Consider the following 26,690-nt stretch of genomic DNA (forward strand, 5'->3'; position numbering starts at 1 on the left):
TGATTTTTTAGAACCTTAGGTGTTTTCAGCTTCAAGCAATTCGATCTGCCATTTAATCTGATCCGCTTTAATAGGGTAATCGACATTATTTCTTAAGCTTTCATAAATGGCTTCAAACAGCTGATTGTAATCTCCTTTATGTGGCGTTACTAAAGACTCATGTTTTTGATTTGATGCGTCTATCGTAACAAGTTTCCCCTCTTGGCCGGCTGGCTCAAGGCCATAAGATGGATTGTCAGGTAACATACCATCTAGCAATTGCTGTTCTTGCACATCCGTCATATTCTTGATAAAACTCCCTTTTGTACCATGTAAAATAAAGGCGGGCTGCGGAGAGGCAACAAGTAGACTTCCCGTTAAATACACGTTCAGTCCAGCTGGATAATAGAGCTGGTAGTGAAAATAATCTGCAACTTTAGAATCCGGCCTGTTAATGGATGTTGTTTTGGTAAATTTAACCGGTTTTCCAAAAAGTGAGATTGCCTGATCAATAAGGTGAGGGCCTAGATCATAAGTAATGCCATTGGAAATATATTGCGTATCTTCCTTAAAGTATTTTTGCCCCAATTCCATTTTATAGCGATCAAATCTGAAATGCACTTCAATCAGCTTTCCTAATTCTCCGCTGTCGATTACCTTTTTAATGTCTAAAAAGTGACCATCATACCTTCTGTTTTGATAGAAAAATAATTGTTTACCTTGTTTTTGGCTGATGGCAAGAAGAGTATCGAATTGCGTAGCGTCATCAACGGCAGGTTTTTCTATCAATACATGTTTTCCTGCTTCTAGAGCCTCTTTGGCATATTGGAAATGTGTATAGTTTGGTGTATTCACAATGACCAGTTCGATGCTTTCATCCGCTAGTAATTCAGCGATGCTATTATAGCTTTTTATTGCCGGATAAAATTCATGTGCTGCTTTTTTCGACCGTTCTACAACAGCGCTGAGATTGAAATGTGGATTGGTATGTATAAATGGTGCGTGAAAAACACGTCCTGACATGCCAAAACTCAGTATTCCTGAGTTAATTTGAGTGTGTTTCATGTTGATTTAAATTAGTTTAGCGTTGTCTTGTTAGTTGTTAGACTTCAATATAAACTTTAATGCTACTGCGTGATATTCTTATTCCGTGTTTGATTCTCCAATGCGGTTTGCATATAAATGTGTTACGCCATCTTCTGTTGCCAAAAGACATACCGAACACAGCTGATAAAAAAGTGAATGTTCTACAACCCCTGTAATGAGTTTGATTTGTTTATTCAAATCAAAAATATCGGGCAGTTTAGAAAAATAAATATCTGCCAGGAAATTACCTCTCTCAGAAAGGAGAGGACCCGATTTTTGTCCAGATTTTCGTAATACAATGTCGGATATCGTTGTAGAATAACTTGATTTTAGTTTTTTAAGTACCGATAGCCAAGCTTCGGGTATAATTTCAACACATAGTGGGTACTTTGTGCTAAGTTTTTCGACCATCTTTGAGCCATCGACCAAGAGAATAAACTTCTGTGCCATATTCGCCATAATCTTCTCACCCGTGTGTACGCCGCCGCCACTTTTGAATGCATTTAAATGAATGTCCACCTGATCACAGCTGTCAAAATAATAGTCCAGGGTTGTTAGGATACTGTTATCAACACAAATAAGTCCATTCTCTTGGAGCAGCATTTTGGTTTCCAAAGAAGGCGATGTAAATTTTAAGCGGGATCTAAAGCTGATACTACTGGCGATTAATTCGATGAAATAAGCTATTGTTGATCCAACACCTAATCCAATGAGCTGATCGGGTTCTAATAGTTGAAGAGCAGCTTTGGCAGCTTCCTGTTTGAGATTGTTCATAAACGGTAAACTTATAAGATTGTAATACCTTGTGCGTCATAAGGCTGTAAAATGCGGTCAAAAGGATCCTTTTCTGTAATTAAATAACTGATATCAGAGACGGGGCATGTTAGGAAAGAAGCCAAGGTATCCAGCTTATTGCTTGTTGTGGCAGCAACGATGTTCATTGAATTTTTACATAGTACTCTTTTGACATCTGCTTCTTCGTGTGTTCTTGATGTAAGTCCGCGGTAGAGATCCAGGCTACATACACCTATGAAGCTGATATCCGCGTATATTTTTTCAAATGTAGCGATGGTTTGCTGTCCTTGCATAGTAAGTGATGATTTGCAGAAAGTGCCACCAGCAAAAATCAAGGTGATGTTTGGGAAGTTGGCAAGTATATTGGCTATTGGGAGGCTATGTGTGACAACAGTAAGGATTAGGCTATCGGGAATATTTCCAGCAATTGTCTGTGTTGTTGTGCCGCCATCGAAAAAGACAACTTGATGATTTTTCAATAGTGTGATCGATTTTTCTGCTATGGATTGTTTCTCCATAACATCAAGGTTGTTTCGGTCGTATATGTCGAATGGCATGTTTGACCGTAGCGTGGCGCCACCCCGAATAGCACGAAGCAAGCCGGCGTCGGATAACTCTTTAAGATCACGTCGGACGGTATGTTCAGAGACACCAAGTTCGGCCGCTAAGTCTGTCATCGCTAATTTTCTTTCCTTTTTGATTTTCACTAATATAAAATCGTGGCGTTCTTCTTTGGATATCATGCTATAAATATAATGGTTTTGTGCTATATGTTGCAATATTTGACCTTATATTTGTTGTTATGTTGCAATATATTGCAATATGATAAGTTGTTTATCGATAAATTGTTTATTAGTTTTTTGGGGATGGCTTCCAATTCAATTTTTGATGAACTTGTTTTTATGGCATTTATTTCTTTCAAATAGCGTTATATTTGTGAATGATCGGGGGTAGATTCACTCACCTTTCTGTTGTAACCAATTCTAATTTTCGCCTTTACAGGTTTGCATCTTAAGCATGGGAGATCAAATAAAACATGAATGTTATCGTTAAAATTGCAGGTTCTATTGTATTCGTCTTTTTATGTAGCTGTAGCGTGCAGCCTGGCGGAAAGCTTAAGAAAGAACAATGGGTATTAGGAGGCTTTGAGCGGTCCAAAGGTATCAATCCAATTATTGAGCCTGATACGAGTTCGGTATTTTATGATCCAATTCTGAAGAAGGAGATTCGATGGGAGGACAACGATACTTTTAATCCTGCTGCAGTGGTAAAGGGAGATAGTGTCTATGTCATTTATCGTGCAGAAGATCGGACAGGAAAGGCTATTGGCCACCGGACTTCTCGACTGGGATTAGCAGCTAGTGCTGACGGTATTCATTTTGAACGACAGAAAACACCGGTATTTTATCCAGCTTCTGATGAGCAGCAGGATAACGAGTGGCCCGGCGGGACGGAAGATCCCCGCTTATCACAGACGGAGGACGGGCGTTTTGTGCTATTTTATACCCAATGGAATCGGAAGGTGCCACGCTTAGGTTTAGCAATATCCACTGATCTGAAACACTGGACTAAGTATGGCCCCATTTTTAAAAAATCGAAAAACAGGCCCACTCTTGTTGATGAACCGCATAAATCAGCTTCTATTGTGACAGTAATGAAAGGTAACAGGCAGGTCATAGCTAAAATCAATGGGAAATATTGGTTGTACTGGGGGGAACATGGTGTGTATGGCGCCACATCTGATAATTTGATTGATTGGGAGCCCGTAACAGATAAAAAGGGGGAATTGATCGCTTTTATTTCGCCGAGGGATGGTTATTTTGATAGTTCATTGACGGAGTGCGGTCCCCCGGCGGTTTTGACTGATAAAGGAATTGTATTGCTGTACAATGGTAAGAATCACGCTGAGAAAGGAGATAAGCGTTTTAATAAAAATACTTATTCCGCTGGGCAGGGTTTATTTGATCCACGAGATCCGACAAGCGTATTGGCTCGAATGGATGTTCCGTTTTTGCGTCCCATGGAATCTTTCGAAAAAAGTGGGCAATATATCGATGGTACGGTTTTTATTGAGGGATTGGTCTTTTTTAAACAAAAATGGTTTTTATATTATGGCTGCGCTGACTCCAAAGTTGCTGTGGGTATTTATGATCCAGGGGATCCTTCTGTCATGGACCCCTTACCCTAATCGCTGTAGGTCTGTTTGTAGAGCATGAAAACAGTATTGAGTCTGAATTTTATATTAATTAAGGATTGATGGAGCAGTTTTGAAGGGAGACTGTATTGGTTAAATACGTAAAATTAAAAAAGGCAGATCATTTGATCTGCCTTTTGGGTAAGTAATCGGGTTCGAACCGACGACCCCTAGAACCACAATCTAGTGCTCTAACCAACTGAGCTATACCTACCGTGATTTTGATGATACAAAAGTACGATTAAACCCTATTCCCTCCAAATATTTGATTGAAAAAAAACAGTGTTTAATGCCAACTAGGTGAAGATTAGTTTATTAAATTTTAATAAAAAACATCGATACGGTTACGTTTCGATGTTGATATGCATTTCGCTTGTCTAAATTTGTCATTTGCTTCCGATCTTTAACAAAAAATGCGGTTCCTGCCATAGAAACCGCATTTTTTGTTAAAAGAAATATGATTAGATCATTTCTACACTTCTCTTCACGAAAGATGTTAGATCTGCTCCTGATAATAAACCTCTGGATAAGAGCGCTAAATCAAAAGCCTGTTTTGCTAGCTTTGAACCTTCTTCGTCCGATGACGATAAGATTCTTTTGATCAGCGGATGGTTGCCGTTGACAGTTACCTTATAATTATCGGGCAATGAACCATAAAAATTCATACCACCGCCTGTCTTGGCCATATCTTTCATTCGGCGCATAAATTCATCAATTGTTACCGACACAGGCAAATCGCCTTCATTTAACGCATCAACTTCAACTTTCATATCCTGACGGGAGATTGCTTTTTCAAAGACCGCTAACGCTTTTTTAGATTCTTCTTCCGAAAGGGCAAGTTCGACCTTTTCGTCTTTTTGGATCAATTTATCGATAACGTCAGCATCTACACGCTTCAGCTGTACCTTTTCACCGCCTTTTTGCTCCAAATAAGCTGCAAAGTGCGTATCCAGTGGTCCATCGAGCATCAAAACATCATACCCCTTATTTAATGCAGTTTGGATAAAGCCATCTTGTTGAGCAGCATCATGTGTGTATAAGTAAACAATGTTTCCATCTTTATCTACCTGAATATCTTTGACCTTTTCGTAATACTCCTTAATGGTGAAACTTTGGTTGCCTGTGTTTTTTACTAAACAGAAGTCATTTGCTTTTTCAGCAAATTTCTCATCGCTTAGCATACCGTATTTGATAAATAAACCGATATCTGTCCATTTCTCTTCAAATCCCTTACGATCAGTCTTAAATATTTCGTTCAATTTGTCGGCCACCTTTTTGGTGATATAACTGTTGATTTTTTTAACGTTACTGTCTGCCTGCAAAAACGAACGGGATACGTTTAATGGAATATCCGGCGAATCAATTACCCCATGAAGTAACATCAAGAATTCAGGAACAATATCTTTCACCTCGTCGGTGATGAACACTTGTCTAGAATAGAGCTTGATTTTATTGCGTTGGATCTCCAGTTCATTTTTAACTTTAGGGAAGTAGAGGATACCTGTTAGGTTGAATGGGTAATCTACATTGAGGTGAATCCAAAACAACGGTTCATCCATAGAGTAGGGATAGAGTTCGCGGTAGAAGGCTAGATAATCTTCGTCTTTTAATTCAGACGGCGATTTTGTCCAGGCCGGATTGGTATTGTTGATGATATTATCTACCTCTACAGATTTGTATTTTGGTTTTCCTTCTTCGTCTTCACCATCTGGTTCAGAATTTGTTTTGGTACCAAAACGAATTGAAACAGGAAGAAATTTAGCATACTTATCTAAAATATCCTGTAAGCGTGCCTGGCTTAAAAATTCAGTTGATTCTTCGTTAATATGCAAGATGACATCTGTTCCACGGGTGGTTCTTGTACCTGTAGAAATTTCGTAAGATGTACTACCATCGCAAGTCCAATGAGCAGGTTCTGCTCCATCCTGATAAGATAAGGATTGGATTTCTACCGTATCGGCTACCATAAATGCGGAATAGAAGCCTAAACCAAAGCGGCCAATGATTTCATTTGCATCATTTGCTTCTTTGAATTTTTCCATGAACTCTGTTGCTCCTGAGAAAGCGATCTGGTTGATGTATTTTTTTATCTCATCTGCAGTCATACCAATACCATTGTCAGAAATAGTGATGGTCTTGGCAGCTTCATCAAATTTTACGTCTACAATCAATTCACCTGTTTCACCTTGGTATTGACCCAAAGATGCCAGGCGTTTGATTTTTTGAGAAGCATCAACTGCATTAGATACCAGTTCACGCAAGAAAATTTCATTATCAGAATATAAGAACTTTTTGATTACGGGAAATATGTTCTCCGTGTGAATTGAAATACTACCTTTTTCTGGATTCATAATTTGTATGTCGCTATTTTTAATTTTATGATTTGTTTAAAACATACAATCAGTGTTCCAAATCGGCTTTATAGGACATGATGGCAGTAAACAGCCTATTTTGTCATAGGCACATTCGCTGAATTTACGGGCTCTTCAAGTAAACTGCCAGCGAGCGCAAGTCCCTAACATTAATTTAGGCCTGGGCTCTGTGGGAAATTGGCTACATGTGCATATTTGGGGCCAAGTCCAATAATGGCATCCTTCCACAACAATTCACCGTTACCTTCAAAAATGAGCTGATGGTGGTATTTGTTTTGTACAGCCCAGCTGTTTTCTTTTATTTCGCCGTCTAATTGACCGGCAGACCATCCAGAATATCCGATAAAGAATTTTAATTCGTCAGGTTTTATGCTATCCGTTTGTATGGCTTCGATAAGCTTCTCTTCATCGCCTCCAAAATAGATTCCAGGAGCCACTTCTTCGCCGCTCAACAGTAAATCAAAACGGCTATGGACAAAAAAAAGGCTTTCCTGAGCTACAGGGCCGCCGACGTAGATCGGGAAATTGCAATCCGGTATAGATTCCAATAATTGGCCTATGCGAACATTGGTTTGATTATTTAGAACAAATCCGAGTGAACCTTCCGTATTGTACTCACATAACAATATCACAGATCTGAGGAATCTGGGGTCTAGCATAAAAGGTTCGGAAATCAATAAACTTCCTTTTTGTGGGTCTAGTTCGGTAAACATATAGCGCGAATTTTAATTATTTATTGAATTTAATCTTTTTTATTTAATCTATGCGAGATTTGTGCCAAAATTAGGATTTTGTCAATTTCTACTAACTTTATAGAGAAAAAGCAATGATTTTAGTAAGTTTGTAGGATATAAAAACAGGTTTCTATGTCCATTCAACATAAAGATATTGCAGCAATCAGACAGGATTACGTATTAGGTAGCCTATCTGAATCGGATGTGGATCATGATCCAGTCCACCAGTTTAAAAAATGGTTTGACGAGGCTATTCACAGCGAGGTAATCGAGCCCAATGCCATGGTACTTTCAACGGTGTCTTCCCATCAATTGCCGTCCTCGCGAGTTGTTTTATTGAAGGACATCATAGCAGAGGGACTGGTCTTTTTTACAAACTATGAAAGCCGTAAAGGGGAAGACATGAAAGCTAATCCGCATGTTGCATTGTTGTTTTTTTGGCCTGAATTACAAAGACAGGTCCGGATCGAAGGTGTTATTGATTTTGTGAGTGAGACCGATTCGGATGAATATTTTCAATCGCGGCCAAAAGCAAGCCGTATCGGTGCGTTAGCATCCCCGCAGAGTCACGAAATCCCTAACCGCAGTTTTTTGGAAAACAGGGTAGAGGAACTCGAGAACCAATATATTGGAAACGATTCTGTACCGAGACCACCACATTGGGGTGGCTATCTATTGAAACCGATTTATTTCGAGTTTTGGCAAGGGCGTGCAAGTCGGCTACATGATCGTATGGTCTATAAAAAAGTGTCAGATTCCTGGAAGATTACGCGCATAGCTCCATAAATATGACATTTGACGAAATTAAATCGATGCTTGTTTCCAAATTTGGAACTCAAATTATTCTTAAAGAAGATCGGAATGGGCTGCAGCCAGCACTTTTTATTGATAAAGCAGATCTTGTAGCCGTTTGTTTATTTCTGAGGGATACAGAAGGCTTGTACTTTGATTTTTTAAGCAACCTAACTGCAGTGGATTATCAAATGCATTTTGCCATTGTTTACCATCTAAATTCCTTGCCTTATCAACACGGTTTGGTCTTAAAAGTTGAGTTGGCTGGTAATCGTTCGCTGAATGAACTACCTGAGATTCCTTCGCTTACTTCGGTGTGGCGCACTGCAGACTGGCATGAGCGCGAAGCATTTGACCTTATGGGGATATATTTTGAGGGACATCCGGACCTGAGAAGGATTTTGCTGCCTGACGATTGGGAAGGCTATCCTTTACGAAAGGATTATGAGGAAGCAGAAAAATATCATGGCATTCATATTAATTGATAAAAATGGCGAATCCAAAATATAAAGAGGCATTAATGCGCTATGAAAAACACCTCACAGAGATCTCAAGCCAGGAAATGGTGTTGAATATGGGACCTCAGCATCCTTCGACGCATGGTGTACTTCGGTTACAACTGATTACAGACGGAGAGATCGTGAAAGAGGTTGTTCCACACTTGGGTTATCTGCATCGTTGTTTTGATAAGCATGCTGAATCGTTGAATTATGCAAAAACAATTCCATTTACTGATCGCCTGGACTATCTGGCCTCGATGAACAATAGCCATGCTTTCGTAATGGGGGTTGAACGTATGCTTGGACTCGACAGTAAAATACCTAAGAGAATAGAGTACATTCGGGTTTTGGTCTGTGAGCTCAACCGGATAGCATCCCATCTTATAGCTATTGGTACATATGGTATTGATATCGGCGCAACAACGCCATTTCTGTGGTGTTTTAGGGATCGTGAACATATCATGAATATGTTGGAATGGGCCTCAGGTTCCCGGATGTTGTACAACTATATCTGGGTAGGAGGTTTATTTTATGATTTACCCGTTGGCTTTGAAGAGCGTTGTACGGAATTTATTGCCTATTTCAAGCCTAAATTGGTCGAACTTGATGAGATATTGACACAGAATCAAATATTTATTTCCCGTACAGCTAAAATAGGTGTACTTCCTGCTGATGTTGCCATAAATTATGGTGTATCGGGGCCTATGCTGCGTGCTTCGGGGATAAAATGGGATTTGAGAAGAATAGATGGCTATTCTGTTTACCCAGAAATTGATTTTGAGATACCTGTGGGAAAAGGTGAAATGGGGACACTTGGTGATTGCTGGGATCGTTATAAAGTTAGAGTAGATGAGGTCAAGGAATCTGTTCGCATTGTTGAGCAATGCCTTGAGCGATTACAGAAAGACTTTATACGCACAGCCGAATTTGATCCGCGAGCTTTGGTTCCGAAGAAAGTGAATTTGAAAGCGCAGGACTACTACGTCCGTGCTGAAAATCCGAAAGGAGAATTAGGGTTCTACTTTGTCACAAAAGATAAATCAGATATTCCATTACGTGTAAAATCAAGGGGGCCAAGTTTTAATAACCTTTCGGTGATTTCAGAACTCGGAAAAGGGGTGCTGATCGCTGATTTGATAGCGATCCTTGGGTCGATTGATATCGTTTTGGGGGAGGTGGATCGTTAGATTGCGGTAGTATGCATGTTTTATAAACGATTTAGCAAAATAAAATAGAGATTGTATTGAAAATGTTGCATGAAAACGCAAATAAATTTGTAAATGAAAGCAATTTTCATCATATTTGCAGTCTCATAATTTAAGTTTATAATTGGTTAATGAAAGCTCGTTACTCCCAAAGTAGCGGGCTTCTCTTTTTATAGGGTGTAACTTATTGATGCCGCTTATTTATGATGCCGGTGTGTTGGTTTGAGCTTGAAGGGTTTACTGTCTTTTCTCCCGAGTATTGTTGATTATCCTGTAGATTTCATCGAATTCCTGTATTAGAATTTAACGTAAATGATTACCTTTACTGGTCTTAAATATAAAAAAGTGACGGATAGTTTAGTTATCATTCCAACATATAATGAAAAGGAAAATATTGAAAAAATCATTCGCAAAGTTTTTTCCTTATCACACGCATTTGATATTTTAATTGTAGATGATGGTTCTCCCGATGGGACGGCTACAATCATCAAGAATTTACAGGTTAATGAATTTACTGGCCGTTTGTTTATCGAAGAGCGAACCGGGAAGCTGGGGTTAGGAACGGCATATATCCATGGATTTAAATGGGCACTATCCCGCGAACATTACCAATATATTTTCGAGATGGATGCTGATTTCAGCCACAATCCAGAGGATCTGCTTCGCTTACGGCAGGCTTGTGTGGACGGCGCAGACATGAGCATAGGTTCGCGTTATATCAAGGGCGTGAATGTTGTCAATTGGCCGATGAGCCGTGTGCTGATGTCCTATTTCGCTTCGGTATATGTTCGTTTTATAACTGGAATAAATATCCAGGATGCTACTGCGGGATTTGTTTGTTTCTCCAGGGAAGTCCTCAAGACAATCCCACTCGAAAAGATTAAGTTTGTAGGCTATGCTTTTCAGATTGAGATGAAATTCACCGCCATAAAATATGGCTTTAATGTGGTTGAAGTACCCATTATATTCACAGACCGGACCGAAGGTACATCAAAGATGAGCACAAGTATCTTTAAGGAAGCTTTTTTTGGAGTTATCCAATTGAAATTAGGAAGTATCGGAAAGCGCTACAAGAGAAATTAAATATTGCCACAATGAACGAGAATTTAGATCCAAATCCAGAACGTCTGAGCAATACAGATCGTGATATTGAACGGGCCTTGCGGCCTCAGGCTTTTGAAGATTTTACGGGACAGGCTAAAATATTAGAAAACCTCAATATTTTTGTGAAGGCAGCTAGGCTGAGAGGAGAGGCGCTGGATCACGTTTTGCTGCATGGCCCCCCAGGCTTAGGAAAGACGACCTTATCCCATATTATTGCTAATGAGATGGGGGTTGGTATCAAAATTACTTCGGGACCTGTATTGGATAAACCGGGTGATTTAGCAGGATTATTGACAAATCTTGAAGAAGGAGATGTCCTGTTTATCGATGAGATCCACCGTTTAAGCCCTTTAGTAGAGGAATATCTCTATTCGGCAATGGAAGATTTCAAAATTGACATTATGCTGGAAACGGGGCCAAACGCACGGTCTGTTCAGATTTCCCTGAACCCGTTTACCTTGATAGGGGCAACAACCCGCTCAGGTCTTTTGACAGCCCCCTTGCGTGCACGTTTTGGAATTAATTCACGCTTACAATATTATGATGCAAAACTGCTGACAACTATTGTGCTGCGCTCGGCTCATATCTTAAACACACCGATTTCTGATGAAGGCGCCTATGAGATTGCACGAAGGAGCAGAGGGACGCCCCGGATAGCCAATGCTTTACTGCGTCGTACACGGGATTTTGCACAGATAAAGGGCAATGGGAGCATCGATAAAGAAATAGCGAAGTATGCTTTGCATGCGCTTAATGTGGATGAAAATGGTTTAGACGAGATGGACAACAAAATCTTAACGACCATTATCGACAAATTCAAAGGTGGTCCTGTAGGATTAAAAACCATAGCCACAGCAGTTGGGGAGGATGAAGGTACGATTGAGGAAGTCTATGAACCCTTTCTGATTCAAGAAGGATATATTATGCGGACGTCAAGGGGACGCGAATGTACCGAGGCTGCTTATAAGCATTTGGGCCGTGTCAACCTCTCGAAAGGAAATACACTGTTTTAAGCACGAGTGAAAAGTATATTTTAATTTTTCTGCTGAATAATTTTATTAGTCCGGCTCAATAAGGCTGGACTAGGTTTTGTCCGTTGAAAATAGCTTATCTGGGCCTGCAACTCCTCATATACCCAAGGGTGCTTCTTTCGCAAGTTATTTAAGATGTCCAGGCAGTTGACCAGTACAGCGACAGGACATGTAGGTTCAATCATCCATTGGAAGGAATGCTCGATAATTTCTTCTTCTATCTCATTTTGAAGCGTATATTCTTTGTTTTTTTTCGACGTCAAAAATAGCAAAATTTTAGTGTAGCTTCTAAGGCAGCTCCAGTTCTTTTGTTTTTTTAAATTGTCCAAGAACTGTGGGAGAACAGATTTTAGCAACGTTGTATTCTTTAAAACGATGGTTTCAAATACCCAAGCGGCGCGAAAGGCAATCTTTTTGTCCTTCTCTAAGGAGATGTTCAGCAGATCGGCCAGGGTTATTCCTTGAAGAATATCCAAGGAAAAATCCGTTACCTCGAAAGATCTCAAGGTAACGGATAAAAATGCTAATTTTTCATCGTAGGTCATGTAACCGTTATTTTTGTGGTTTTTCTCGATTCATTTCAGTCATGTCAACTTCGTTCATCTTGGAATCACCCAACAGATATTGGCTAAAGTAATCGCCCATTTTCCAAAAGAAATACTCAGTCATATCGCCAAAGCCATGTCTTTGTCCAGGTAATAGCAGGAAATCAAATCTTTTGTTAGCCTTTATCAATGCGTCTACCATTCGAATGGAATTTGCCGGGTGTACATTATTGTCAATATCTCCGGTAGCGATAAGTAGTCTACCTTTTAGGTTTTTTGCGAGCTCCGTATTTTTATTGATTTGGTAGGAGAATGTTGTATCGCCTTTAGCGGATACTTTTTCTGTTACCCCATGATGGCGCTCACTCCACCAACGGTTGTAAATCTGATTTTCATGGTTTCCAGCACCAGATACCGCAACTTTAAAGAAATCAGGGTAAACAAGCATTGCGGCTGTAGACATAAATCCACCTCCGGAGTGGCCAGTTATACCAACGCGGTTAATGTCGATGTATTTATAACGATCTGCAAGCTGTTCTGCAGCGACTTTTTTATCTTCCAAACCATAGTCGCGCAAATTGCCATAACCATAGGTATGATACCATTGTGAACGTGAAGGATGTCCGCCACGGTTGCCGACTGTGATGACGATAAAGCCAAACTGCGCTAGCCTGTCGATTCTGTCCATACTTCTTCCAAAAGATTTATTGACAGCCTCGGTTTGGGGTCCGGGATATACATATTCCACAATGGGGTAAGTTCTGGTACTGTCAAAGTCAAATGGTTTATACATGACTCCATAAAGATCCGTGGTACCATCTCCGGCTTTTACTTTAAAAGGTTCCGGGAATTTGTACCCCGCAGCAAATAGTAAGGATAGATCTGCCTTTTCCAGTGTCATTACTTTCTGTCCATTGCTATTGTATAAGACAGATTCAGGAGTCGTGTTTACTCTAGAGGAATTATTGACAAAGTATCGGGAAGATTCGCTCATTTCCACTTGGTGATCAAAGTTTCCTGAGTTTAATAATTTAATTCCGGAGCCATTTGTATTTACACTGTACTGATGTAGATAATAGGGGTCCTCGTTTTTCTCACGCCCCGATGCTGTAAAGTATAGTGTACCTGAAGCAGGGTCTAAACCGGTAATTTCCTCCGTATGAAAGGCACCTTTTGTGATTTGATTAATCAATTTTCCATTCGTGTCGTAAAGGTAGTAGTGACCCCAGCCATCTCTTTCTGACCAATGGACTAATTGCTTTTTGTTTTCGATAAGGAATGGTTTTTGAACATCCAAATATACATTGGAACGCTCCTGGATAATATTGTTTACCGTACCATTTATATTGACCTTTAGGAGATCAATCCGTTTGAGGTCACGGCTAGCGCGTGAAATATAGAACTCGTCGTTATTGCCTAACCAGTAGTTGATAAAATAATCCTCTTTATAAGAATTTTTATCCGGAGTTTTTGTCCAGGTAGAGATGGTCTGATTTTTAAACGCGGCTATATTGATGCGGCGTGGAGTTTTTGCTGCTGCATCGAAGATATATAGTTCAGTTTCTGTCGAATCGACTTCGCCCGGCATTTGGTATTTATAAGTTTCAAGTGTTGGTCTAGATGAGCCAACATTATTGATTACCCATAAGGGTTTTAGAGAACGGTTGTCCTTTCTGGTCAAGGTAAAATAACGTCCATCCGGCGACCAGCTGACCCATACTCGTTTACGTTTCTGATCGTTGTCTTTGTCTTTGTCCTCACCTGTAGTAGTGCTGTATTCATCGCCGCCCCAAGCATAATATTGTACACCGTCTTTTGTTATCTGGTGCTCTACAATGGTGCTGTCTTTTTCATTCTTTACCGCTTTAATATAGTTGGATTTATCCATCCAATACAAGTTGTAATCTTTCGCAAAATAGACTGTATTGGTGTCAGGGGAGAATGTCGCCCACCCCAATGGTGATTTTACTTTTGTTGAGTCACTGATTTCAACGACAGACTGTGCTGCTAAGTCATATTCCAAATAAAATAGTTTCTTTTTGGTCGTATCGGACTTGTTCTTGAGCTTTTGTATTTCATCTTTGGATTTCACCGTATCTTTGGTACTCTGAACCTGGAACCTTAATTTTTTCTCATCTTTGGTAAATCGAAGCCCCTGTAATTCCAGATGCTGGGCATCTACAGGATTTTTAACGATTTTAGTAATCTGAGCGGCGATGTTTTCATTATTGAAAAGAAGTTCTTTCTTTTTCAGCGCAGGGTTTACAATGTACCAGTTTCTTCCCTGTGGACTTGCGTAATCATACCAAAAGCGATCGGAAAAATTGATCCAATTTGGTTTGATGCTAGTCGAAAAAATCATTTTCTTTAATTTTTCAGGGGAGAATTTTGCAGCCAACTGATAATTGGGCTTTATAGGCGCTTCCTTCGCCTGTTGTGCAGTGCTAACATAGGGCAATAAGCTCGCCGCTAAGATTAAGTAGTACTTATGCATTAATAATATAGATAATTGTATAATAATGGTTCCGAACGTAAAAATATCTATTATTAGGTTCTTTTGCGAATGATTCGTGTAATAATCCTATGATGGATAGAAGTTTTCATTGAAATTGACCAGAAAAAGTTCCTTTGTTGCCCGGGTAACCCCAGTGTATAGCCATCTTAAAAATTCAAGATCCAACATGTCATCGTTTATATAACCCTGGTCGACAAATACGATTGGCCACTGGCCGCCTTGTGCTTTATGGCAGGTAATTGCAAATGCAAATTTAATCTGAAGCGCATTATAATAAGGATCTTTTTTAATTGCTTCGAGTCTGTCCTTCTTATCCATGATGTCGGCATAATCCAAAGCAATCTCTTCGTAGAGTGCTTTTTGGGTTTCATAGGGCAGATTGGGACTGTCTGTATAAAGGCTGTCTAGGATAACGCGGCAGGTGATGGGTTCTATTTCATCAATGTCTACAAATTCAAGTGTGACATCTGCAAATCGAAATCCATGCTGACCGTGGATATTACTTACTTTTCGGACTTTCGCCATATCGCCATTTGCAATAAATCCATCGCCCATGTTGTTTTCCTGCAGCCAGAAGTAGTTGTTTTTTACAACCATAATATAATCTCCGCCAGTGAGCTCCTCGTCCCGGAACAAAATCCTGTTCCTTATATTCTGATTGTATAAATTTGCTGATCGATTAGAACGGCAGATAATCATTGTATTTTCGAGCCCATATTTGTCATATGCATAGTTTATTCCCTCGATTAACCGTTCACCTGTCATCCTGTAAAGGTCTTTAAAACCATTTGTTATGAATTTTGGAAAGGGGAAGTCATTTTGATCTTCCTCTGCCGAGGCTATCTCTTCGCGTATTTTGGTTGCATTATACAATATACCGGAGTCTTTGGATTGGCGGACAACCGTGGTTAGCTCAAAAGGATAAACGCAAAGATGGAATTCACTTTCGAGATAGCTTGGGTTTAAGGCAGGACTATCCAAGAGTCCCACTGGAGGTAATTGAGCCGTATCTCCAACAAATAATAGGGTACAGTTCTTCCCTGATTGCACATAACGGATCAAGTCGTCCAAAAGGCTTGCCGAAAATGCATTCACAGACGCATTGGAGATCATTGAGGCTTCATCGATGATAAATAAAGTGTCTTCATGCAGGTTCTCCGCCAAGGTGAAATCCAGCTGGAATGAAACAGCAGATTTTTTACGGTATATTTTCTTGTGGATCGTCAGTGCCTTGCGTCCCGAATAATAGGTGATCACTTTTGCAGCCCTTCCTGTTGGCGCGAGCAGAACAGCTTTTTTTCGCAATGCAGGTAGCACTTTAACTAGCGCAGAAATTAACGTTGTTTTTCCCGTACCCGCGTATCCTTTAAGTACAAAGCAGGATTGCTTGTCAAAAGCGAGTAGAAATTCTTGCAATAATTCGAAAGCCTCCAACTGCTGTTCGGTGGCTTGCCAAGGGAATTGCTGTATTAACAGATTTTTGATGAACACCCTCAAAGTTATTTAAAAGGTTTGTCTTATCCTCTAGAAAAAGCTATTTTTGCTCTAAGAAGTTTTAATTTTTACAATTCAGCGAATGAATTATATTTCAAAACAATTTAATATTCATTATTTACCGGAATACAATCTTTTGGTCAAGGCTGGCTTTCAGAAGGATGTCTTGGCGGTGGTTGATAAAAAGTCGATCGTACCGATTTTGATCGAGTATCCGTCTGAGGAGCCAATTTTGGATGCCACACGAATTATGAGCCTTCCGTTTCGGTTTGTCCGCGTTGTGATACCACATCAAACTTTTACATTTATTCCAAAAGAATTTTTTCTGAGCGAAAACATCAGCGATTACCTACAGTTTTTAGGTACAACTGATCTTGAAAATACATTTAGCTATTCTTTAGATAATCTTAATTTAGTTGCTGTATATCAGTTTGATGGACTTTTATTGAATAGATGGAAGCGGTTGTTTCCTGATGCTGTTATACTTCCAGAATTTGCGGTTGTACTTGACCGTGCACAGGAGCGTGTATCCATTAGGGGGAGTGTGTTGGGGCTTCATTTTGTAGCTGACAATACAGTTGATTTTTATCTGTTTAAAAATGGTGTTTTCCAGCTTTATAATAGTTTTGAAATTCATAATCTAGATGATATCAGCTACTATGTGCTTAATATTTTAACACAATTCAATCTAGGGGACTCCATCAATAAAGTGCTCCTTTCAGGAGAAATTCCAAATGAATCCTATTATAAACGTATCTCTACTTATGCGGGTGATATCGAAATATTGGATTTGAAGACAAAAGTCGTATTGGCAGATAGCGAGATCGAGTCAAATTTGGCCCCATATAATGTATTGTTTGATTCTATACTATGCGAATAATCGGAGGTCGTTTAGGTGGTTTAAGGCTGAACCCACCGACCAATTTACCTGTGAGGCCAACCACGGATATCGCTAAGGAAGCGCTGTTTAATATTTTACAGAATCGACTGGATTTTGATCGTTTAAAGTGTCTGGATCTTTTTGCAGGAACAGGGAATATTAGTTTTGAGCTCGCATCACGGGATGTGGAATCAGTAGATGCAATAGATCTTCATTTCAAATGCGTGCAATATATTAATGATACGGCCGGGAAGATGAAACTGGAGCAAATTAAAGCAAGGAAAGCCGATGTATTTAAGTTTATTGCCAGCTGTAAGAATACTTATGATTTTATTTTTGCAGACCCACCTTATGATATTCCCAAATTGCCACAATTGCCAAAATTAATTTTTGAACAAGAATTGTTACATGAACATGGGCTTCTTGTTGTTGAGCATCCGTCAACAAGACAGATGGAAGATCATCCAAATTTTATAGAAACTAGAAAATACGGGTATTCATCATTTTCCTTTTACGCTAAGACTATCTAATATGAAAATTGCTGTTTTTCCGGGCTCTTTTGATCCCTTTACTTTAGCTCATCAAGATCTTGTTGAGAGAGCAATGCCGCTATTTGATAAAATTATTATTGCCGTGGGCTATAACGCCAATAAAAAAGGAATGTTAGATCACGACGAGCGGGTAGATTCAATTAGCCGTGTTTTTAAGGACGTAAGTAGGGTTGAGGTGCATAAATATAAAGGTCTTACAGTAGATTTCTGTAAGCAAGTTAAAGCGCGTTTTATATTGCGTGGGCTCCGAAATACTAATGATTTTGAATTTGAAAACGCTGTTGCTCAAAATAATTTATTGCTCAATAATGATGTTGAAAGCTATTTTTTAATGAGTAGATCTGGAAAGGCTCATATTTCTTCATCCATTGTTAGAGACGTATGGTTTAATGGAGGAGATATCAGTACAATGGTGCCTGTTTCCATTCTATCTTTGTTGAATGAAAAGATAAGATAAGTCACCTGAGTAAAGTCAACGAGGTATTAACAAAAATGGCTAACAGAATATTATTTTGTTAGCCATTTTTTATATTTGAAAAACAAGAACTTATATTCGTTATCTAACTAATATGTTTTCTTAAATTAAGGTCATTTCACTTTCTTGTATGCTGTGTGGCCAAATATTATTTGGTAATGCAATTGAAGTGTTTTTAATACTATTATTTTCAGTGTGTTAAATTGTTTTTCCCTTGTTTTTAGTCTAGTAAGAGCTTGCTTTGTCCAAGAGAAAACACTCTTCCGGTGTCAGCTTAATTTCTACAGCTCTGCTGAGCTCCTCGAGCTGTTGGATACTGGTTGCACTTACAATAGGCGCCGTAACTGAGGGCCTGTGTAAATTCCAGGCTAAGGCAATAGCTGACATACTAGCTTGTTGTGTGTGTGCTATCTCAGCCAACACATCTAAAATGCGCAGGCCGCGCGCGTTAAACCTGTCTTTTAATGCATCGTAACGCTTAGTCTCTTTGATGTCATCAATAGAGCGGTATTTGCCCGACAGGAAGCCACTGGCAAGTGAATAGTAACTGATTACGCCCAGATGATTATCAACGGCCAATTGTTCATACTGCTCTTCGTATTTCATACGGTCGTAAAGGTTATATTCAGGCTGGATAGCGATATAATATGGTAAATTGTGGTCTTCGGCTATTTGGAGGGATTCTGAAATACGTTCTGGACTTAGGTTTGAAGCACCGATCCATTTTATTTTTCCAGTCTGGATCAGGTGATGATAAGCCTCCAGTGTTTCATCGATTCCAGTTGTCAGATCATCGTGATGAGATTGATAAAGATCGATTGTGTCTACGTTCAACCGAAGGAGGGAATCTTCCACAGATTTAATAATATACTCTTTTTTAAGATTAGGTTTACTATTGTCTATTCGACGTCCGCCGACTTTTGTTGCAATCTGAATTTTATCGCGAATATCTCTTTTGCTGATCCATTTGCCAATAATTGTTTCTGATTCGGACCCACTGTGCCCCGGGACCCAATGTGAATAGTTGTTGGATGTATCAATAAGACTGAATCCCATATCGATAAAAGCATCTAACAGGGCGAAAGACTGTTTCTCATCGACGGTCCAGCCAAATACATTTCCACCAAAGACAAGAGGTTTGAATTCAATTTCACTGTTTCCGAGTTTTACTTTTTCCATGATCATTTGATTGTTTCCTGATTAAAATTACGTAAAAAAGGCCATTTTCAATCAATTGATAGGGCAGTGAAAAGTTTTTTTAAAATTTTCTCATTCATTTTCAGTGAGTTTTAAAAATGCGCGTTATGGTGATTTGGAATAATAAAAACTTTGCTTACTTTTGCATCATCCCAAACGGATATGCCCGGATGGCGGAATTGGTAGACGCGCTGGTCTCAAACACCAGTGGGAAACCGTGCCGGTTCGACTCCGGCTCCGGGTACTAAAGCTTCTCAATAGAGAAGCTTTTTTTATTTACTTACTTCTTACTTACTTGCTCACTGCTTTTTATGCTTAGCTTAAGGTCATTTCCAAAACTAATGGCCTCATTCTTCTGCTTTTCAGCTTTCTCCATTAAAATGTATTAGAAATAAAAAACACCATAATACAGGGTATTATGGTGTTACATGAATATGTGGTTTGATTAGTTTTTTGCCAAGACCATCTCTGGTTCTTCTTTTCCGCCATGACAGGTTTTACAGGAAATAGCTTTGGCAGGCGAGCTATCCCAGCTACGATTAAAATACTTTTTGTTTATCTTTTGGGTCATCTTAATCATCGCTCGTCCAATTTCTTTTTTGTGGTTATCGTCACTTGCAAAATCCATTTTTTTAGGATCCTCTTTCGATGGTGCGTGACAGAAACCACATTTTACGCCCAAAGCGACATTAAATTCCTTCATCGTAGAAATCAATTCATCGTGGGAGATATTCTTGGGAAGAACTTTTAGATTGGTCGGTTTTGGTTCTTCTTTAGGTTTTTCCTGTTGGAAGCTAAATGCACTCAAAGCAAGGGCGATAGCAAACACCGATGCAATTGCACCTAATTTATTTATTTTTTTCATTTCTCTTTTCCTTTATGCTTACCTAAATATAGGGAGAAAGCGATAATTTTCAAACAGAAAATGAAGTTAATATGACAATTTAGATTGATTATTATTTACGTACTGCATCCGTAACGTTCCAGCTTTGACTATTGGACTGGTAGTTAATTGTCAGCATTTTCCCCTCAATCGTCACGTTTTTTAAGCCGGTGGTGTCGGAAGAGACCCAGGTACTATCATTTGTTTTATTTAATACAAAGTCTGTAATATTCGGAATGCCTGTATAAAATTCAATTTTATAGGTGTTTCCGCTCACTTGTAAAACACGTATCAAACGATTATCCCGATCCACATCCAATGAATTATCCTTATATTGAACACGGCCTATAAAACTGCCGGAAGCCCCTGCAGATCCGTCCCCTGTGTTATCTTTTTTTGCACATGAGGTGATTAGAATAATAGATAAACTGAGCGCAGCTAAGGGGATGAACAATTTCATGTGTGTAATTTTTTGTGCTAAAATAAGCTTTTTTGGCCAAAATCTCAATTGATCAAACCAGAAATGATGTTAATAGTCAATGCAACGACAAACGTATTTAAAGCAAAGGAGAGGAGGCCGTGAAATAATGCTACTCTTCTTATTTTTTTTGAAGAGACTCCCACATCAGATACTTGAAAGGTACAGCCCATTACAAATGAAAAATAAGCAAAATCCAAATAATCTGGCTGATCATCTCCTGGAAACTCCAGTCCAGTTCCACCTGCATTATGTTCGTAGTATAGGCGTGCGTAATGAAAGGTATATATGGTATGAACCAATATCCATGAGGCCAACATGGCTAGCATACAAATAATGATAATGTAAGCATCATTCAGCTGTTTATCCTTACTTGATATGATAATCATTAATACTGAAATAAAACAGCCTATGGTCACTAAAATAATAAAAAGGGATACGAAGAGACGACTACCATCTTCTTGCTGTGCTTTTCGAGCAATTGTAGAAATAGGTGTGGTGTAGAATATATACCAAGATATAAAAACGTAGGAAAGACAAAAACCAAACCAGCACAACATTAAATTGAGCAAGGGGATGGTTTTAATGGGAGAGATGAAGTAGATCAATAAAAAAATACAGACCGAAATCAGTGCCCTATGAATGGATTGCATTCGATGTAGGTAATAGTTTATTTTTCCCATTTCACGTTCTATTAACAATCAAACTGTTCTTCTGCATCAAAAATCAGTGGGTTGCCATGATTTGAAAGCAACAGCAATAGCGCCTCTTCCTCATAATTTCTTGGATTGGAAAAAATAAAATCGAGAGCGCCATCCCGGTCAATATCTCCAACAAATAATGTCTTCATAAACACATGGTCATATTGATCTACCTGGAAAAGTGTCTTTTCTTTATTTCCATTAGTTGCACTATAGTTGAGTCTATAATTGGCAACCTCATGAAATACTTTCTCGTGACCATTTTCGTCAGTTTGCACTTCAGTGGATTTAATATCTCCTAGTGCTTTAAGGTTTACTTTTTGGTTCTTAAAAGTATACTGGACGGATTCTTTTGGCCAAATCTCGGACTGATTTATTTTAACATGTTCTATAAGACCGGGCTTAAGGCCGCTAAATTTCAGGAATAACAAAGAATTTCTTCGTGATTCGACACTTTTAGAAGGCACTTGAGCACAATCATCAAAACCATCTTTAATTACATAATCCGCCTTTGCCAAATAGTATTGGCCATTTTCTTCGTAAATATCATACCAATCTTTATTTAAGACAGCCGTTGGATCTTCCTTTTCCCAGATACGGTAACTACGAACAAGGAAAATCTGACCTTTTGAAGGATCTGCTTTTGGGTAAATAGAAGATGTTGTGTCTTCGACAGTCGATATCGTTAGACTGTCTGATACATTTTTTGTATCAGGTCGATCTTGCTGTTGTTTTGTTGTATGGTTGGTGCATGCCTGCAGGGAGAGCAAACCCAATATTAGGCTGAGGGGGAAAAAAACATTCATATACGGTGAATTTTGTTTAAATATATAAAATTCACCGTATATAAAGTAGCTTGGATCCTTAAGTGAGTATTTCTTTCAACAATGACAACGAGTGGAGACACTTTTCATCATCAAAGATATAGGAAGTGGCCATGATCTCGTCCACTTTGTGATCGTTTACGAATTTTTCTATTTCTGGAAGAATTTTAGTGCCATCGCCAATAAATGCACAGGAAGCCATACTTTGCACGGCTTGCTCTATAGCTGGAATGCCTTTATAGATAACTTCTTGAGTAGGTTCTGAAAGTGGCCTTCTGGTATTTGTCACAATACCAGCAAATAGATTATAGAAACTGGTTGCCAAAAAATTGGCTTCTTCGGTACTATCGGCAGCAATAACATTGACACAAGAGATGAAATATGGCTTTTCCAATGCATTAGAAGGAACAAAATTTTGATGATAGATCATGCTTGCTGAGGCAAACTGAGCTGGAGCAAAATGCGTTGCAAAAGCATAGGGAAGACCTAGACTAGCGGCTAAATAGGCACTATCGGTACTTGACCCGAGGATATAAAGTGGAATATCCAGTCCTTCTCCCGGAAAGGCACGTACTTTTGCGTCATAGTTGTCTGCACTGAAGTAGCGCTGTAAGTCTTTTACCTCTTGTGGAAATTGAAAGGCTGTATTCAAGTTGTTTCTACGTAAAGCCATTGCGGTCAATTGATCAGTGCCTGGTGCACGTCCTAAACCTAGGTCAATACGCCCTGGAAATAAGGTTTCTAAGGTTCCAAATTGCTCTGCGATGACTAAAGGAGCGTGATTTGGCAACATGATCCCACCAGAACCCACGCGAATAGAACTGGTATTTGATGCGATATGTTGTATTAGGAGTGAAGTTGCTGAACTGGCAATATATTCCATATTATGATGTTCGGCCATCCATATTCTTTTAAAATCTAATTTTTCTACATGTCGGGCAATTTTTACGGTGCGAGCCAACGCGCTCGCTGTATGCTCCCCTTTTTTGATCGGAGCTAAATCCAATGCTGATAATGCTATTTTATCCATACATTAAAATTACGGAGAAGATTTTCGACAATTGTAATGAAAATGTCTATTCTAGTATTCGCTGTGTATGTATGACACTAAATTGATCATTTAGGGTTGTCGTAAAAAAAGAAAAGGAGTCCCCAGCATCCTTGATTTTAAATTTCTTTTTAATCTCTTCTGTTTTGAGCGGGAAATTTTTGGCAATGATCCCTGATTGCAATGATTTCTTGTTTTTCTTGAAATCAGAAAAGGATTCTACCTGTTTTACGATAAATGTTTTACCAGGAAAGTTTTCGATCTTTTGATCGGAAGTGTAGAGATGCGTGTTTTTATGAAGTTTTTTAATGTCAAATAATTGGCCAACCGTTTTAAAGGCGCCAGCTTTGGAGAGAGCAACATCTGGTTCATATAAATAGGATAGTGGTTCGCTATATTCATTTACGAGAGCGCGCTCACTTTCATAGGTGAAGGAGATAACTTGTTGCTGTCCGTGATATAATCTGACGGCATGAATGACGGCGTCACCTTCATGATCTTTTTCTTGCACGAAAATAAGCTCTTTGCAGTCATTTTGTGAGGATACAACATAAACATCTTTCACATGTCTCAGCTGTTGTATGGCAGAAGAGATATCCAATAGTGGTGCAAGTTTGCTGATGATGGTGTTGCTGCGCTGAAAAAAGTCATCCTGCAATTGCACTAAATTAGGTTCACATTCATCCAATAAAAAGACCTTTTTGTTTTGAACTCTTCTCGAAGGATCTAAATAGATGTAATCAAATTGTTTGATTGGATCATTGAGAATATAATCGACACCGTTAGCGGCAATGATCTGAAGGTTATCCGCTTTTAATAAAGCGGCATTATGCTTTGTGATCGCTGCCAAATCAGGATTTAGCTCGCAAGACGTAACCTGTGCAGCCTGTTTTGAGAAATAAAAGCTATCTACGCCAAAGCCACTGGTGGCATCAATTAAGCTTGTACCTTTTTTAATCAGTGAACTTTTGAATACTGCCGTTGTTTCCGAAGAACATTGCTCCAAGTTAAGCTTGGCAGGAAAATAGATTCCTGGCGTTTCCGCCCATAAGGGAATTTTTGTGCTAGCCCGTTGTCTTCCGTCGAGTTGTGCGGCAAGCTCGGAAGACGATATTCCTTCAAAAGGAGATTTTTTTAATGCAATTTTAGTAGGGGACTCAAGTGCGTTTTTTTCTAAAAACTGTTGAATCTCCTCTTGAAGGATCAATGTATTCATTTATATTTTCTTTACGAGAAGCTGACAGGTATATGTATCCTTTAATTCACTAATAACTTGCTTATCAACCAAAACGCGATCAATTGTTTCTTGATTGTAATAACGAATTGTAATAAGCTCGAGTCCGGATTCATATTTGACTTTGAATCTTTGCTCCAGCTCATTGATTAAGTCCACCAGATTTTTTCCAGTATCATCTACTGCAACGGTGAAATTGATAGCTGTGTTGTGCATCATATTGATTTTGATACGATGCTCGTAGAATAGATTGAAGATATCTCTTAAATTATCTTCCACGATAAAAGAGAAGTCCCTTGGAGAGATGGAAATAAAAATTTGATTTACCTTGAATATGAAAGAAGGAACAGGTAAGGTTTGATTCGTACTTTTTATCATAGTACCCGGAGAATCGGGGTCGACAAAGGAACGTACGTTCAATGCGATTTTCTTATTCTGTAATGGTTTGATGGTTTTAGGGTGAATGACCGTTGCACCATAATAGGTAAGTTCGATGGCATCCGTATAGGATAACTCGGGAATTAGCTCGGTTTTCTCAAACCATTTTGGATCGGCATTAAGTACACCCGGAACGTCTTTCCAAATCGTTACATTTTCGGCATTTAGGCAGGAAGCAAAGATCGCAGCCGAATAATCGGAGCCTTCACGACCCAAAGTAGTTGTGAAATTTTCAGAGGTAGAGCCCAAAAAACCTTGCGTAATCACGATATATTCGTCAAGTATTGCAGGCAGCTCCGTGCGAATTTTTTCTTCAGTTTTATTCCAGTCTACAACTGCTTCGCGATACGTATTGTCTGTGAATATATAATCACGCGCATCGAGCCATTTTACCTTTTCACCGATAAAAGCAACATAAGCTGCCACGATCTTTGTCGAGATAAGTTCACCCATCGATACAATTTGATCGAAAAGATAGTCATATGAATCTTGAGGTTCCTCCTCTAAAATCCACTCGATCTCCACAAAGCAGTTAGAAATTTCATCAAATATAGGGTGTTCAGCCTCAGGAAATAATTCTCGAAGGATATGAAAGTGAAATTCTTTGGCCTCTTCCAATGTCTGAAATTGGTTGCCAGTATTGTTAAAATATTCTTTGGTCAATTTTTCTAGAAGGTTTGTTGTCTTTCCCATCGCTGATATGACAACTAACAAGGCTTCGCCCTTGTGTTTTGAAATAATCCGCGCTGAATTTCTGACACTTTCTGCATCCTTTACTGATGCGCCCCCAAATTTAAAAACCTGCATTTATTTATTAGTTTAGTTGATTGCTAATTGATACTATTTATATAATGTAATCCTTTGTCCGAAATCAAATGTTTGAATGTCGTGTAGGGAATACGTAATTCTGTATTTCCCTCCGCATAGGATTTGATCTCATATACGTTATAATAAAATAGAATATCGTCCTTTTCAAACGTAAAATTATCTGCGAGCGAAAACCTACCATCTTCAAAAAAATACTTTCCACTTAAAGAATCGTCCGTGCTTAACCCTTCTTGTTTGCGGAAATATTGCTCAGCGATTTTGACAAATTTATCTTTATTCTCTTTCTGAATAATGTCATCAATCATAATCTGTTTGTTTGACTGTCTATCGAAGTTTGAATAAAGGGTAAAGTGGTCACCATGTGCACCGCCCGTGTATTCGTCCTGCTTTGTCCTTAGTCCCAGAAAAACAGGAGTATTGGCAATCACATCGACCTGTAGGTCCCGGTTCCAGGTTGAAGTGGATTTGCCGTTATTATCCTCCACATATTCATTGTAAGAATTAATAAAACGACGGGCGGCCTCCTGCATACTTGTGTCGCCTTCGAGATGAACAATAGTGGTGATAAGTTCATTAATATTATCTTCTTGAAAAATAGGGTATTTTGCGCGAAAATACGTTGTATCCAGTCGATCATCTTCTTTTAGAAAATAATTGCTATGCTCATCTATGCTTTTTTGACTATAGGAGAGTGTGTCTGTGGGCTGTGTCGCTATAGCGGCCTTTTTGTGGTCATTGCAAGCGGACAGCAAACAGCTGATAACTAATACTATTAAAGAAAAGTAAAATCGCATTGAATAGATTATC

General features: G+C 39.0%; 26 protein-coding genes and 2 tRNA genes. 10 read left to right on the top strand and 18 right to left on the bottom strand.

Going from position 1 to position 26,690, the window contains the following annotated elements:
* Nucleotides 1–15 precede the first annotated feature (15 nt).
* The 3 genes from M2419_RS10410 to M2419_RS10420 form a co-directional block, all read right to left on the bottom strand.
* Nucleotides 16–1,044: a Gfo/Idh/MocA family oxidoreductase gene (locus M2419_RS10410; RefSeq protein WP_182332074.1), complete on the bottom strand. Its 1,029-nt coding sequence runs from the start codon at nt 1,042–1,044 to the stop codon at nt 16–18.
* Nucleotides 1,045–1,122: 78 nt separating this feature from the next.
* Nucleotides 1,123–1,839, bottom strand: coding sequence for a ribose 5-phosphate isomerase A (rpiA, locus tag M2419_RS10415; RefSeq protein ID WP_182332072.1), 717 nt, complete (start codon nt 1,837–1,839; stop codon nt 1,123–1,125).
* A gap of 11 nt (nt 1,840–1,850) precedes the next feature.
* On the bottom strand, nt 1,851–2,603 hold the full coding sequence (locus M2419_RS10420; protein WP_259254942.1) for a DeoR/GlpR family DNA-binding transcription regulator: 753 nt from the start codon (nt 2,601–2,603) through the stop codon (nt 1,851–1,853).
* 293 nt (nt 2,604–2,896) lie between these two features.
* On the opposite strand from M2419_RS10420, the gene M2419_RS10425 reads away from it, so the two are divergent.
* Nucleotides 2,897–4,048: a glycoside hydrolase family 130 protein gene (locus M2419_RS10425; protein WP_182332070.1), complete on the top strand. Its 1,152-nt coding sequence runs from the start codon at nt 2,897–2,899 to the stop codon at nt 4,046–4,048.
* A gap of 146 nt (nt 4,049–4,194) precedes the next feature.
* On the opposite strand, the gene M2419_RS10430 is transcribed toward M2419_RS10425, so the two are convergent.
* From M2419_RS10430 to M2419_RS10440, 3 genes are all read right to left on the bottom strand, one after another.
* Nucleotides 4,195–4,268: transfer RNA gene (locus M2419_RS10430), tRNA-His, on the bottom strand.
* Between the two features lie 247 nt (nt 4,269–4,515).
* Nucleotides 4,516–6,405 carry a molecular chaperone HtpG gene (gene htpG, locus M2419_RS10435; protein ID WP_153848515.1) on the bottom strand — a complete coding sequence of 630 codons (1,890 nt, stop codon included), beginning with the start codon at nt 6,403–6,405 and terminating at the stop codon, nt 4,516–4,518.
* A 170-nt stretch (nt 6,406–6,575) separates the two neighbouring features.
* Nucleotides 6,576–7,139: a YqgE/AlgH family protein gene (locus M2419_RS10440; protein ID WP_075992590.1), complete on the bottom strand. Its 564-nt coding sequence runs from the start codon at nt 7,137–7,139 to the stop codon at nt 6,576–6,578.
* A 153-nt stretch (nt 7,140–7,292) separates the two neighbouring features.
* On the opposite strand from M2419_RS10440, the gene pdxH reads away from it, so the two are divergent.
* The 5 genes from pdxH (at nt 7,293) to ruvB (ending at nt 11,774) form a co-directional block, all read left to right on the top strand.
* Nucleotides 7,293–7,946 (top strand): pyridoxamine 5'-phosphate oxidase, encoded by a 654-nt coding sequence (pdxH, locus tag M2419_RS10445; RefSeq protein WP_153848513.1) that lies wholly within the window; start codon nt 7,293–7,295, stop codon nt 7,944–7,946.
* A gap of 2 nt (nt 7,947–7,948) precedes the next feature.
* Nucleotides 7,949–8,437, top strand: a complete 489-nt coding sequence (locus tag M2419_RS10450; RefSeq protein WP_159726750.1) for an NADH-quinone oxidoreductase subunit C — start codon at nt 7,949–7,951, stop codon at nt 8,435–8,437.
* A 35-nt stretch (nt 8,438–8,472) separates the two neighbouring features.
* The gene (locus tag M2419_RS10455) at nt 8,473–9,639 is read left to right on the top strand and encodes an NADH-quinone oxidoreductase subunit D (protein WP_153848524.1); all 1,167 of its coding nucleotides are present in this window, start codon (nt 8,473–8,475) and stop codon (nt 9,637–9,639) included.
* A 363-nt stretch (nt 9,640–10,002) separates the two neighbouring features.
* Entirely contained in the window at nt 10,003–10,740 is a 738-nt protein-coding gene (locus M2419_RS10460; protein ID WP_153848523.1) for a polyprenol monophosphomannose synthase, read from the top strand.
* Between the two features lie 11 nt (nt 10,741–10,751).
* Nucleotides 10,752–11,774, top strand: a complete 1,023-nt coding sequence (gene ruvB, locus M2419_RS10465) for a Holliday junction branch migration DNA helicase RuvB (protein WP_153848511.1) — start codon at nt 10,752–10,754, stop codon at nt 11,772–11,774.
* A 20-nt stretch (nt 11,775–11,794) separates the two neighbouring features.
* On the opposite strand, the gene M2419_RS10470 is transcribed toward ruvB, so the two are convergent.
* The 3 genes from M2419_RS10470 to M2419_RS10480 all read right to left on the bottom strand — a co-directional run bounded on the left by M2419_RS10470 (nt 11,795) and on the right by M2419_RS10480 (nt 16,343).
* Nucleotides 11,795–12,337: a hypothetical protein gene (locus M2419_RS10470; protein ID WP_153848510.1), complete on the bottom strand. Its 543-nt coding sequence runs from the start codon at nt 12,335–12,337 to the stop codon at nt 11,795–11,797.
* Between the two features lie 7 nt (nt 12,338–12,344).
* On the bottom strand, nt 12,345–14,831 hold the full coding sequence (locus M2419_RS10475; RefSeq protein WP_159726748.1) for a DPP IV N-terminal domain-containing protein: 2,487 nt from the start codon (nt 14,829–14,831) through the stop codon (nt 12,345–12,347).
* 87 nt (nt 14,832–14,918) lie between these two features.
* The gene (locus M2419_RS10480; protein ID WP_159726746.1) at nt 14,919–16,343 is read right to left on the bottom strand and encodes an ATP-dependent RecD-like DNA helicase; all 1,425 of its coding nucleotides are present in this window, start codon (nt 16,341–16,343) and stop codon (nt 14,919–14,921) included.
* 85 nt (nt 16,344–16,428) lie between these two features.
* On the opposite strand from M2419_RS10480, the gene M2419_RS10485 reads away from it, so the two are divergent.
* Genes M2419_RS10485 through coaD form a run of 3 tightly spaced genes read left to right on the top strand, consistent with a single transcriptional unit; the run spans nt 16,429 to nt 18,234 of the window.
* Nucleotides 16,429–17,226: a DUF3822 family protein gene (locus M2419_RS10485; protein WP_153848507.1), complete on the top strand. Its 798-nt coding sequence runs from the start codon at nt 16,429–16,431 to the stop codon at nt 17,224–17,226.
* On the top strand, nt 17,217–17,756 hold the full coding sequence (gene rsmD / locus M2419_RS10490; RefSeq protein WP_153848506.1) for a 16S rRNA (guanine(966)-N(2))-methyltransferase RsmD: 540 nt from the start codon (nt 17,217–17,219) through the stop codon (nt 17,754–17,756). Before M2419_RS10485 ends, rsmD begins: the two co-directional genes overlap by 10 nt.
* A 1-nt stretch (nt 17,757) precedes the next feature.
* Nucleotides 17,758–18,234, top strand: coding sequence for a pantetheine-phosphate adenylyltransferase (coaD, locus tag M2419_RS10495; RefSeq protein ID WP_159726744.1), 477 nt, complete (start codon nt 17,758–17,760; stop codon nt 18,232–18,234).
* A 243-nt stretch (nt 18,235–18,477) separates the two neighbouring features.
* Here coaD and M2419_RS10500 read toward each other — a convergent pair whose 3' ends face one another.
* Complete coding sequence (locus M2419_RS10500) at nt 18,478–19,431, bottom strand: aldo/keto reductase (RefSeq protein ID WP_159726742.1); 954 nt, start codon at nt 19,429–19,431, stop codon at nt 18,478–18,480.
* Between the two features lie 182 nt (nt 19,432–19,613).
* Between M2419_RS10500 and M2419_RS10505 the strand changes: the two genes are divergently transcribed.
* Nucleotides 19,614–19,693, top strand: a tRNA-Leu gene (locus tag M2419_RS10505).
* Between the two features lie 201 nt (nt 19,694–19,894).
* Here the strand turns inward: M2419_RS10505 and M2419_RS10510 are convergent.
* The 8 genes from M2419_RS10510 to M2419_RS10545 form a co-directional block, all read right to left on the bottom strand.
* Nucleotides 19,895–20,314 (bottom strand): c-type cytochrome, encoded by a 420-nt coding sequence (locus M2419_RS10510; RefSeq protein WP_075992600.1) that lies wholly within the window; start codon nt 20,312–20,314, stop codon nt 19,895–19,897.
* A gap of 91 nt (nt 20,315–20,405) precedes the next feature.
* Entirely contained in the window at nt 20,406–20,792 is a 387-nt protein-coding gene (locus M2419_RS10515; protein WP_259254943.1) for a hypothetical protein, read from the bottom strand.
* 44 nt (nt 20,793–20,836) lie between these two features.
* A complete protein-coding gene (locus M2419_RS10520) occupies nt 20,837–21,493 on the bottom strand; it encodes a DUF1345 domain-containing protein (RefSeq protein WP_153848503.1) in 657 nt (218 codons plus the stop codon).
* Between the two features lie 11 nt (nt 21,494–21,504).
* Nucleotides 21,505–22,317 carry a hypothetical protein gene (locus M2419_RS10525; RefSeq protein ID WP_153848502.1) on the bottom strand — a complete coding sequence of 271 codons (813 nt, stop codon included), beginning with the start codon at nt 22,315–22,317 and terminating at the stop codon, nt 21,505–21,507.
* 58 nt (nt 22,318–22,375) lie between these two features.
* Nucleotides 22,376–23,365: an LLM class flavin-dependent oxidoreductase gene (locus M2419_RS10530; protein WP_153848501.1), complete on the bottom strand. Its 990-nt coding sequence runs from the start codon at nt 23,363–23,365 to the stop codon at nt 22,376–22,378.
* 46 nt (nt 23,366–23,411) lie between these two features.
* Nucleotides 23,412–24,599: a THUMP-like domain-containing protein gene (locus tag M2419_RS10535; protein WP_182332066.1), complete on the bottom strand. Its 1,188-nt coding sequence runs from the start codon at nt 24,597–24,599 to the stop codon at nt 23,412–23,414.
* On the bottom strand, nt 24,600–25,862 hold the full coding sequence (locus M2419_RS10540) for an aspartate kinase (RefSeq protein ID WP_259254944.1): 1,263 nt from the start codon (nt 25,860–25,862) through the stop codon (nt 24,600–24,602).
* 23 nt (nt 25,863–25,885) lie between these two features.
* Nucleotides 25,886–26,677 carry a DUF3298 and DUF4163 domain-containing protein gene (locus M2419_RS10545; RefSeq protein ID WP_259254945.1) on the bottom strand — a complete coding sequence of 264 codons (792 nt, stop codon included), beginning with the start codon at nt 26,675–26,677 and terminating at the stop codon, nt 25,886–25,888.
* Between the last annotated feature and the right edge of the window lie 13 nt (nt 26,678–26,690).

This window comes from Sphingobacterium sp. BIGb0116 (assembly GCF_024808035.1).
In the GTDB taxonomy this organism is placed as follows: domain Bacteria; phylum Bacteroidota; class Bacteroidia; order Sphingobacteriales; family Sphingobacteriaceae; genus Sphingobacterium; species Sphingobacterium paramultivorum.

Excerpts from the sequence above, each read along its gene's own strand:
- M2419_RS10410 (WP_182332074.1), bottom strand. The coding sequence starts at position 1,044 with ATGAAACACACTCAAATTAACTCAGGAATACTGAGTTTTGGCATGTCA.
- rpiA (WP_182332072.1), bottom strand. The coding sequence starts at position 1,839 with ATGAACAATCTCAAACAGGAAGCTGCCAAAGCTGCTCTTCAACTATTA.
- M2419_RS10420 (WP_259254942.1), bottom strand. The coding sequence starts at position 2,603 with ATGATATCCAAAGAAGAACGCCACGATTTTATATTAGTGAAAATCAAA.
- M2419_RS10425 (WP_182332070.1), top strand. The coding sequence starts at position 2,897 with ATGAATGTTATCGTTAAAATTGCAGGTTCTATTGTATTCGTCTTTTTA.
- htpG (WP_153848515.1), bottom strand. The coding sequence starts at position 6,405 with ATGAATCCAGAAAAAGGTAGTATTTCAATTCACACGGAGAACATATTT.
- M2419_RS10440 (WP_075992590.1), bottom strand. The coding sequence starts at position 7,139 with ATGTTTACCGAACTAGACCCACAAAAAGGAAGTTTATTGATTTCCGAA.
- pdxH (WP_153848513.1), top strand. The coding sequence starts at position 7,293 with ATGTCCATTCAACATAAAGATATTGCAGCAATCAGACAGGATTACGTA.
- M2419_RS10450 (WP_159726750.1), top strand. The coding sequence starts at position 7,949 with ATGACATTTGACGAAATTAAATCGATGCTTGTTTCCAAATTTGGAACT.
- M2419_RS10455 (WP_153848524.1), top strand. The coding sequence starts at position 8,473 with ATGCGCTATGAAAAACACCTCACAGAGATCTCAAGCCAGGAAATGGTG.
- ruvB (WP_153848511.1), top strand. The coding sequence starts at position 10,752 with ATGAACGAGAATTTAGATCCAAATCCAGAACGTCTGAGCAATACAGAT.
- M2419_RS10470 (WP_153848510.1), bottom strand. The coding sequence starts at position 12,337 with ATGACCTACGATGAAAAATTAGCATTTTTATCCGTTACCTTGAGATCT.
- M2419_RS10475 (WP_159726748.1), bottom strand. The coding sequence starts at position 14,831 with ATGCATAAGTACTACTTAATCTTAGCGGCGAGCTTATTGCCCTATGTT.
- M2419_RS10485 (WP_153848507.1), top strand. The coding sequence starts at position 16,429 with ATGAATTATATTTCAAAACAATTTAATATTCATTATTTACCGGAATAC.
- rsmD (WP_153848506.1), top strand. The coding sequence starts at position 17,217 with ATGCGAATAATCGGAGGTCGTTTAGGTGGTTTAAGGCTGAACCCACCG.
- coaD (WP_159726744.1), top strand. The coding sequence starts at position 17,758 with ATGAAAATTGCTGTTTTTCCGGGCTCTTTTGATCCCTTTACTTTAGCT.
- M2419_RS10500 (WP_159726742.1), bottom strand. The coding sequence starts at position 19,431 with ATGGAAAAAGTAAAACTCGGAAACAGTGAAATTGAATTCAAACCTCTT.
- M2419_RS10510 (WP_075992600.1), bottom strand. The coding sequence starts at position 20,314 with ATGAAAAAAATAAATAAATTAGGTGCAATTGCATCGGTGTTTGCTATC.
- M2419_RS10515 (WP_259254943.1), bottom strand. The coding sequence starts at position 20,792 with ATGAAATTGTTCATCCCCTTAGCTGCGCTCAGTTTATCTATTATTCTA.
- M2419_RS10520 (WP_153848503.1), bottom strand. The coding sequence starts at position 21,493 with ATGGGAAAAATAAACTATTACCTACATCGAATGCAATCCATTCATAGG.
- M2419_RS10525 (WP_153848502.1), bottom strand. The coding sequence starts at position 22,317 with ATGAATGTTTTTTTCCCCCTCAGCCTAATATTGGGTTTGCTCTCCCTG.
- M2419_RS10530 (WP_153848501.1), bottom strand. The coding sequence starts at position 23,365 with ATGGATAAAATAGCATTATCAGCATTGGATTTAGCTCCGATCAAAAAA.
- M2419_RS10535 (WP_182332066.1), bottom strand. The coding sequence starts at position 24,599 with ATGAATACATTGATCCTTCAAGAGGAGATTCAACAGTTTTTAGAAAAA.
- M2419_RS10540 (WP_259254944.1), bottom strand. The coding sequence starts at position 25,862 with ATGCAGGTTTTTAAATTTGGGGGCGCATCAGTAAAGGATGCAGAAAGT.
- M2419_RS10545 (WP_259254945.1), bottom strand. The coding sequence starts at position 26,677 with ATGCGATTTTACTTTTCTTTAATAGTATTAGTTATCAGCTGTTTGCTG.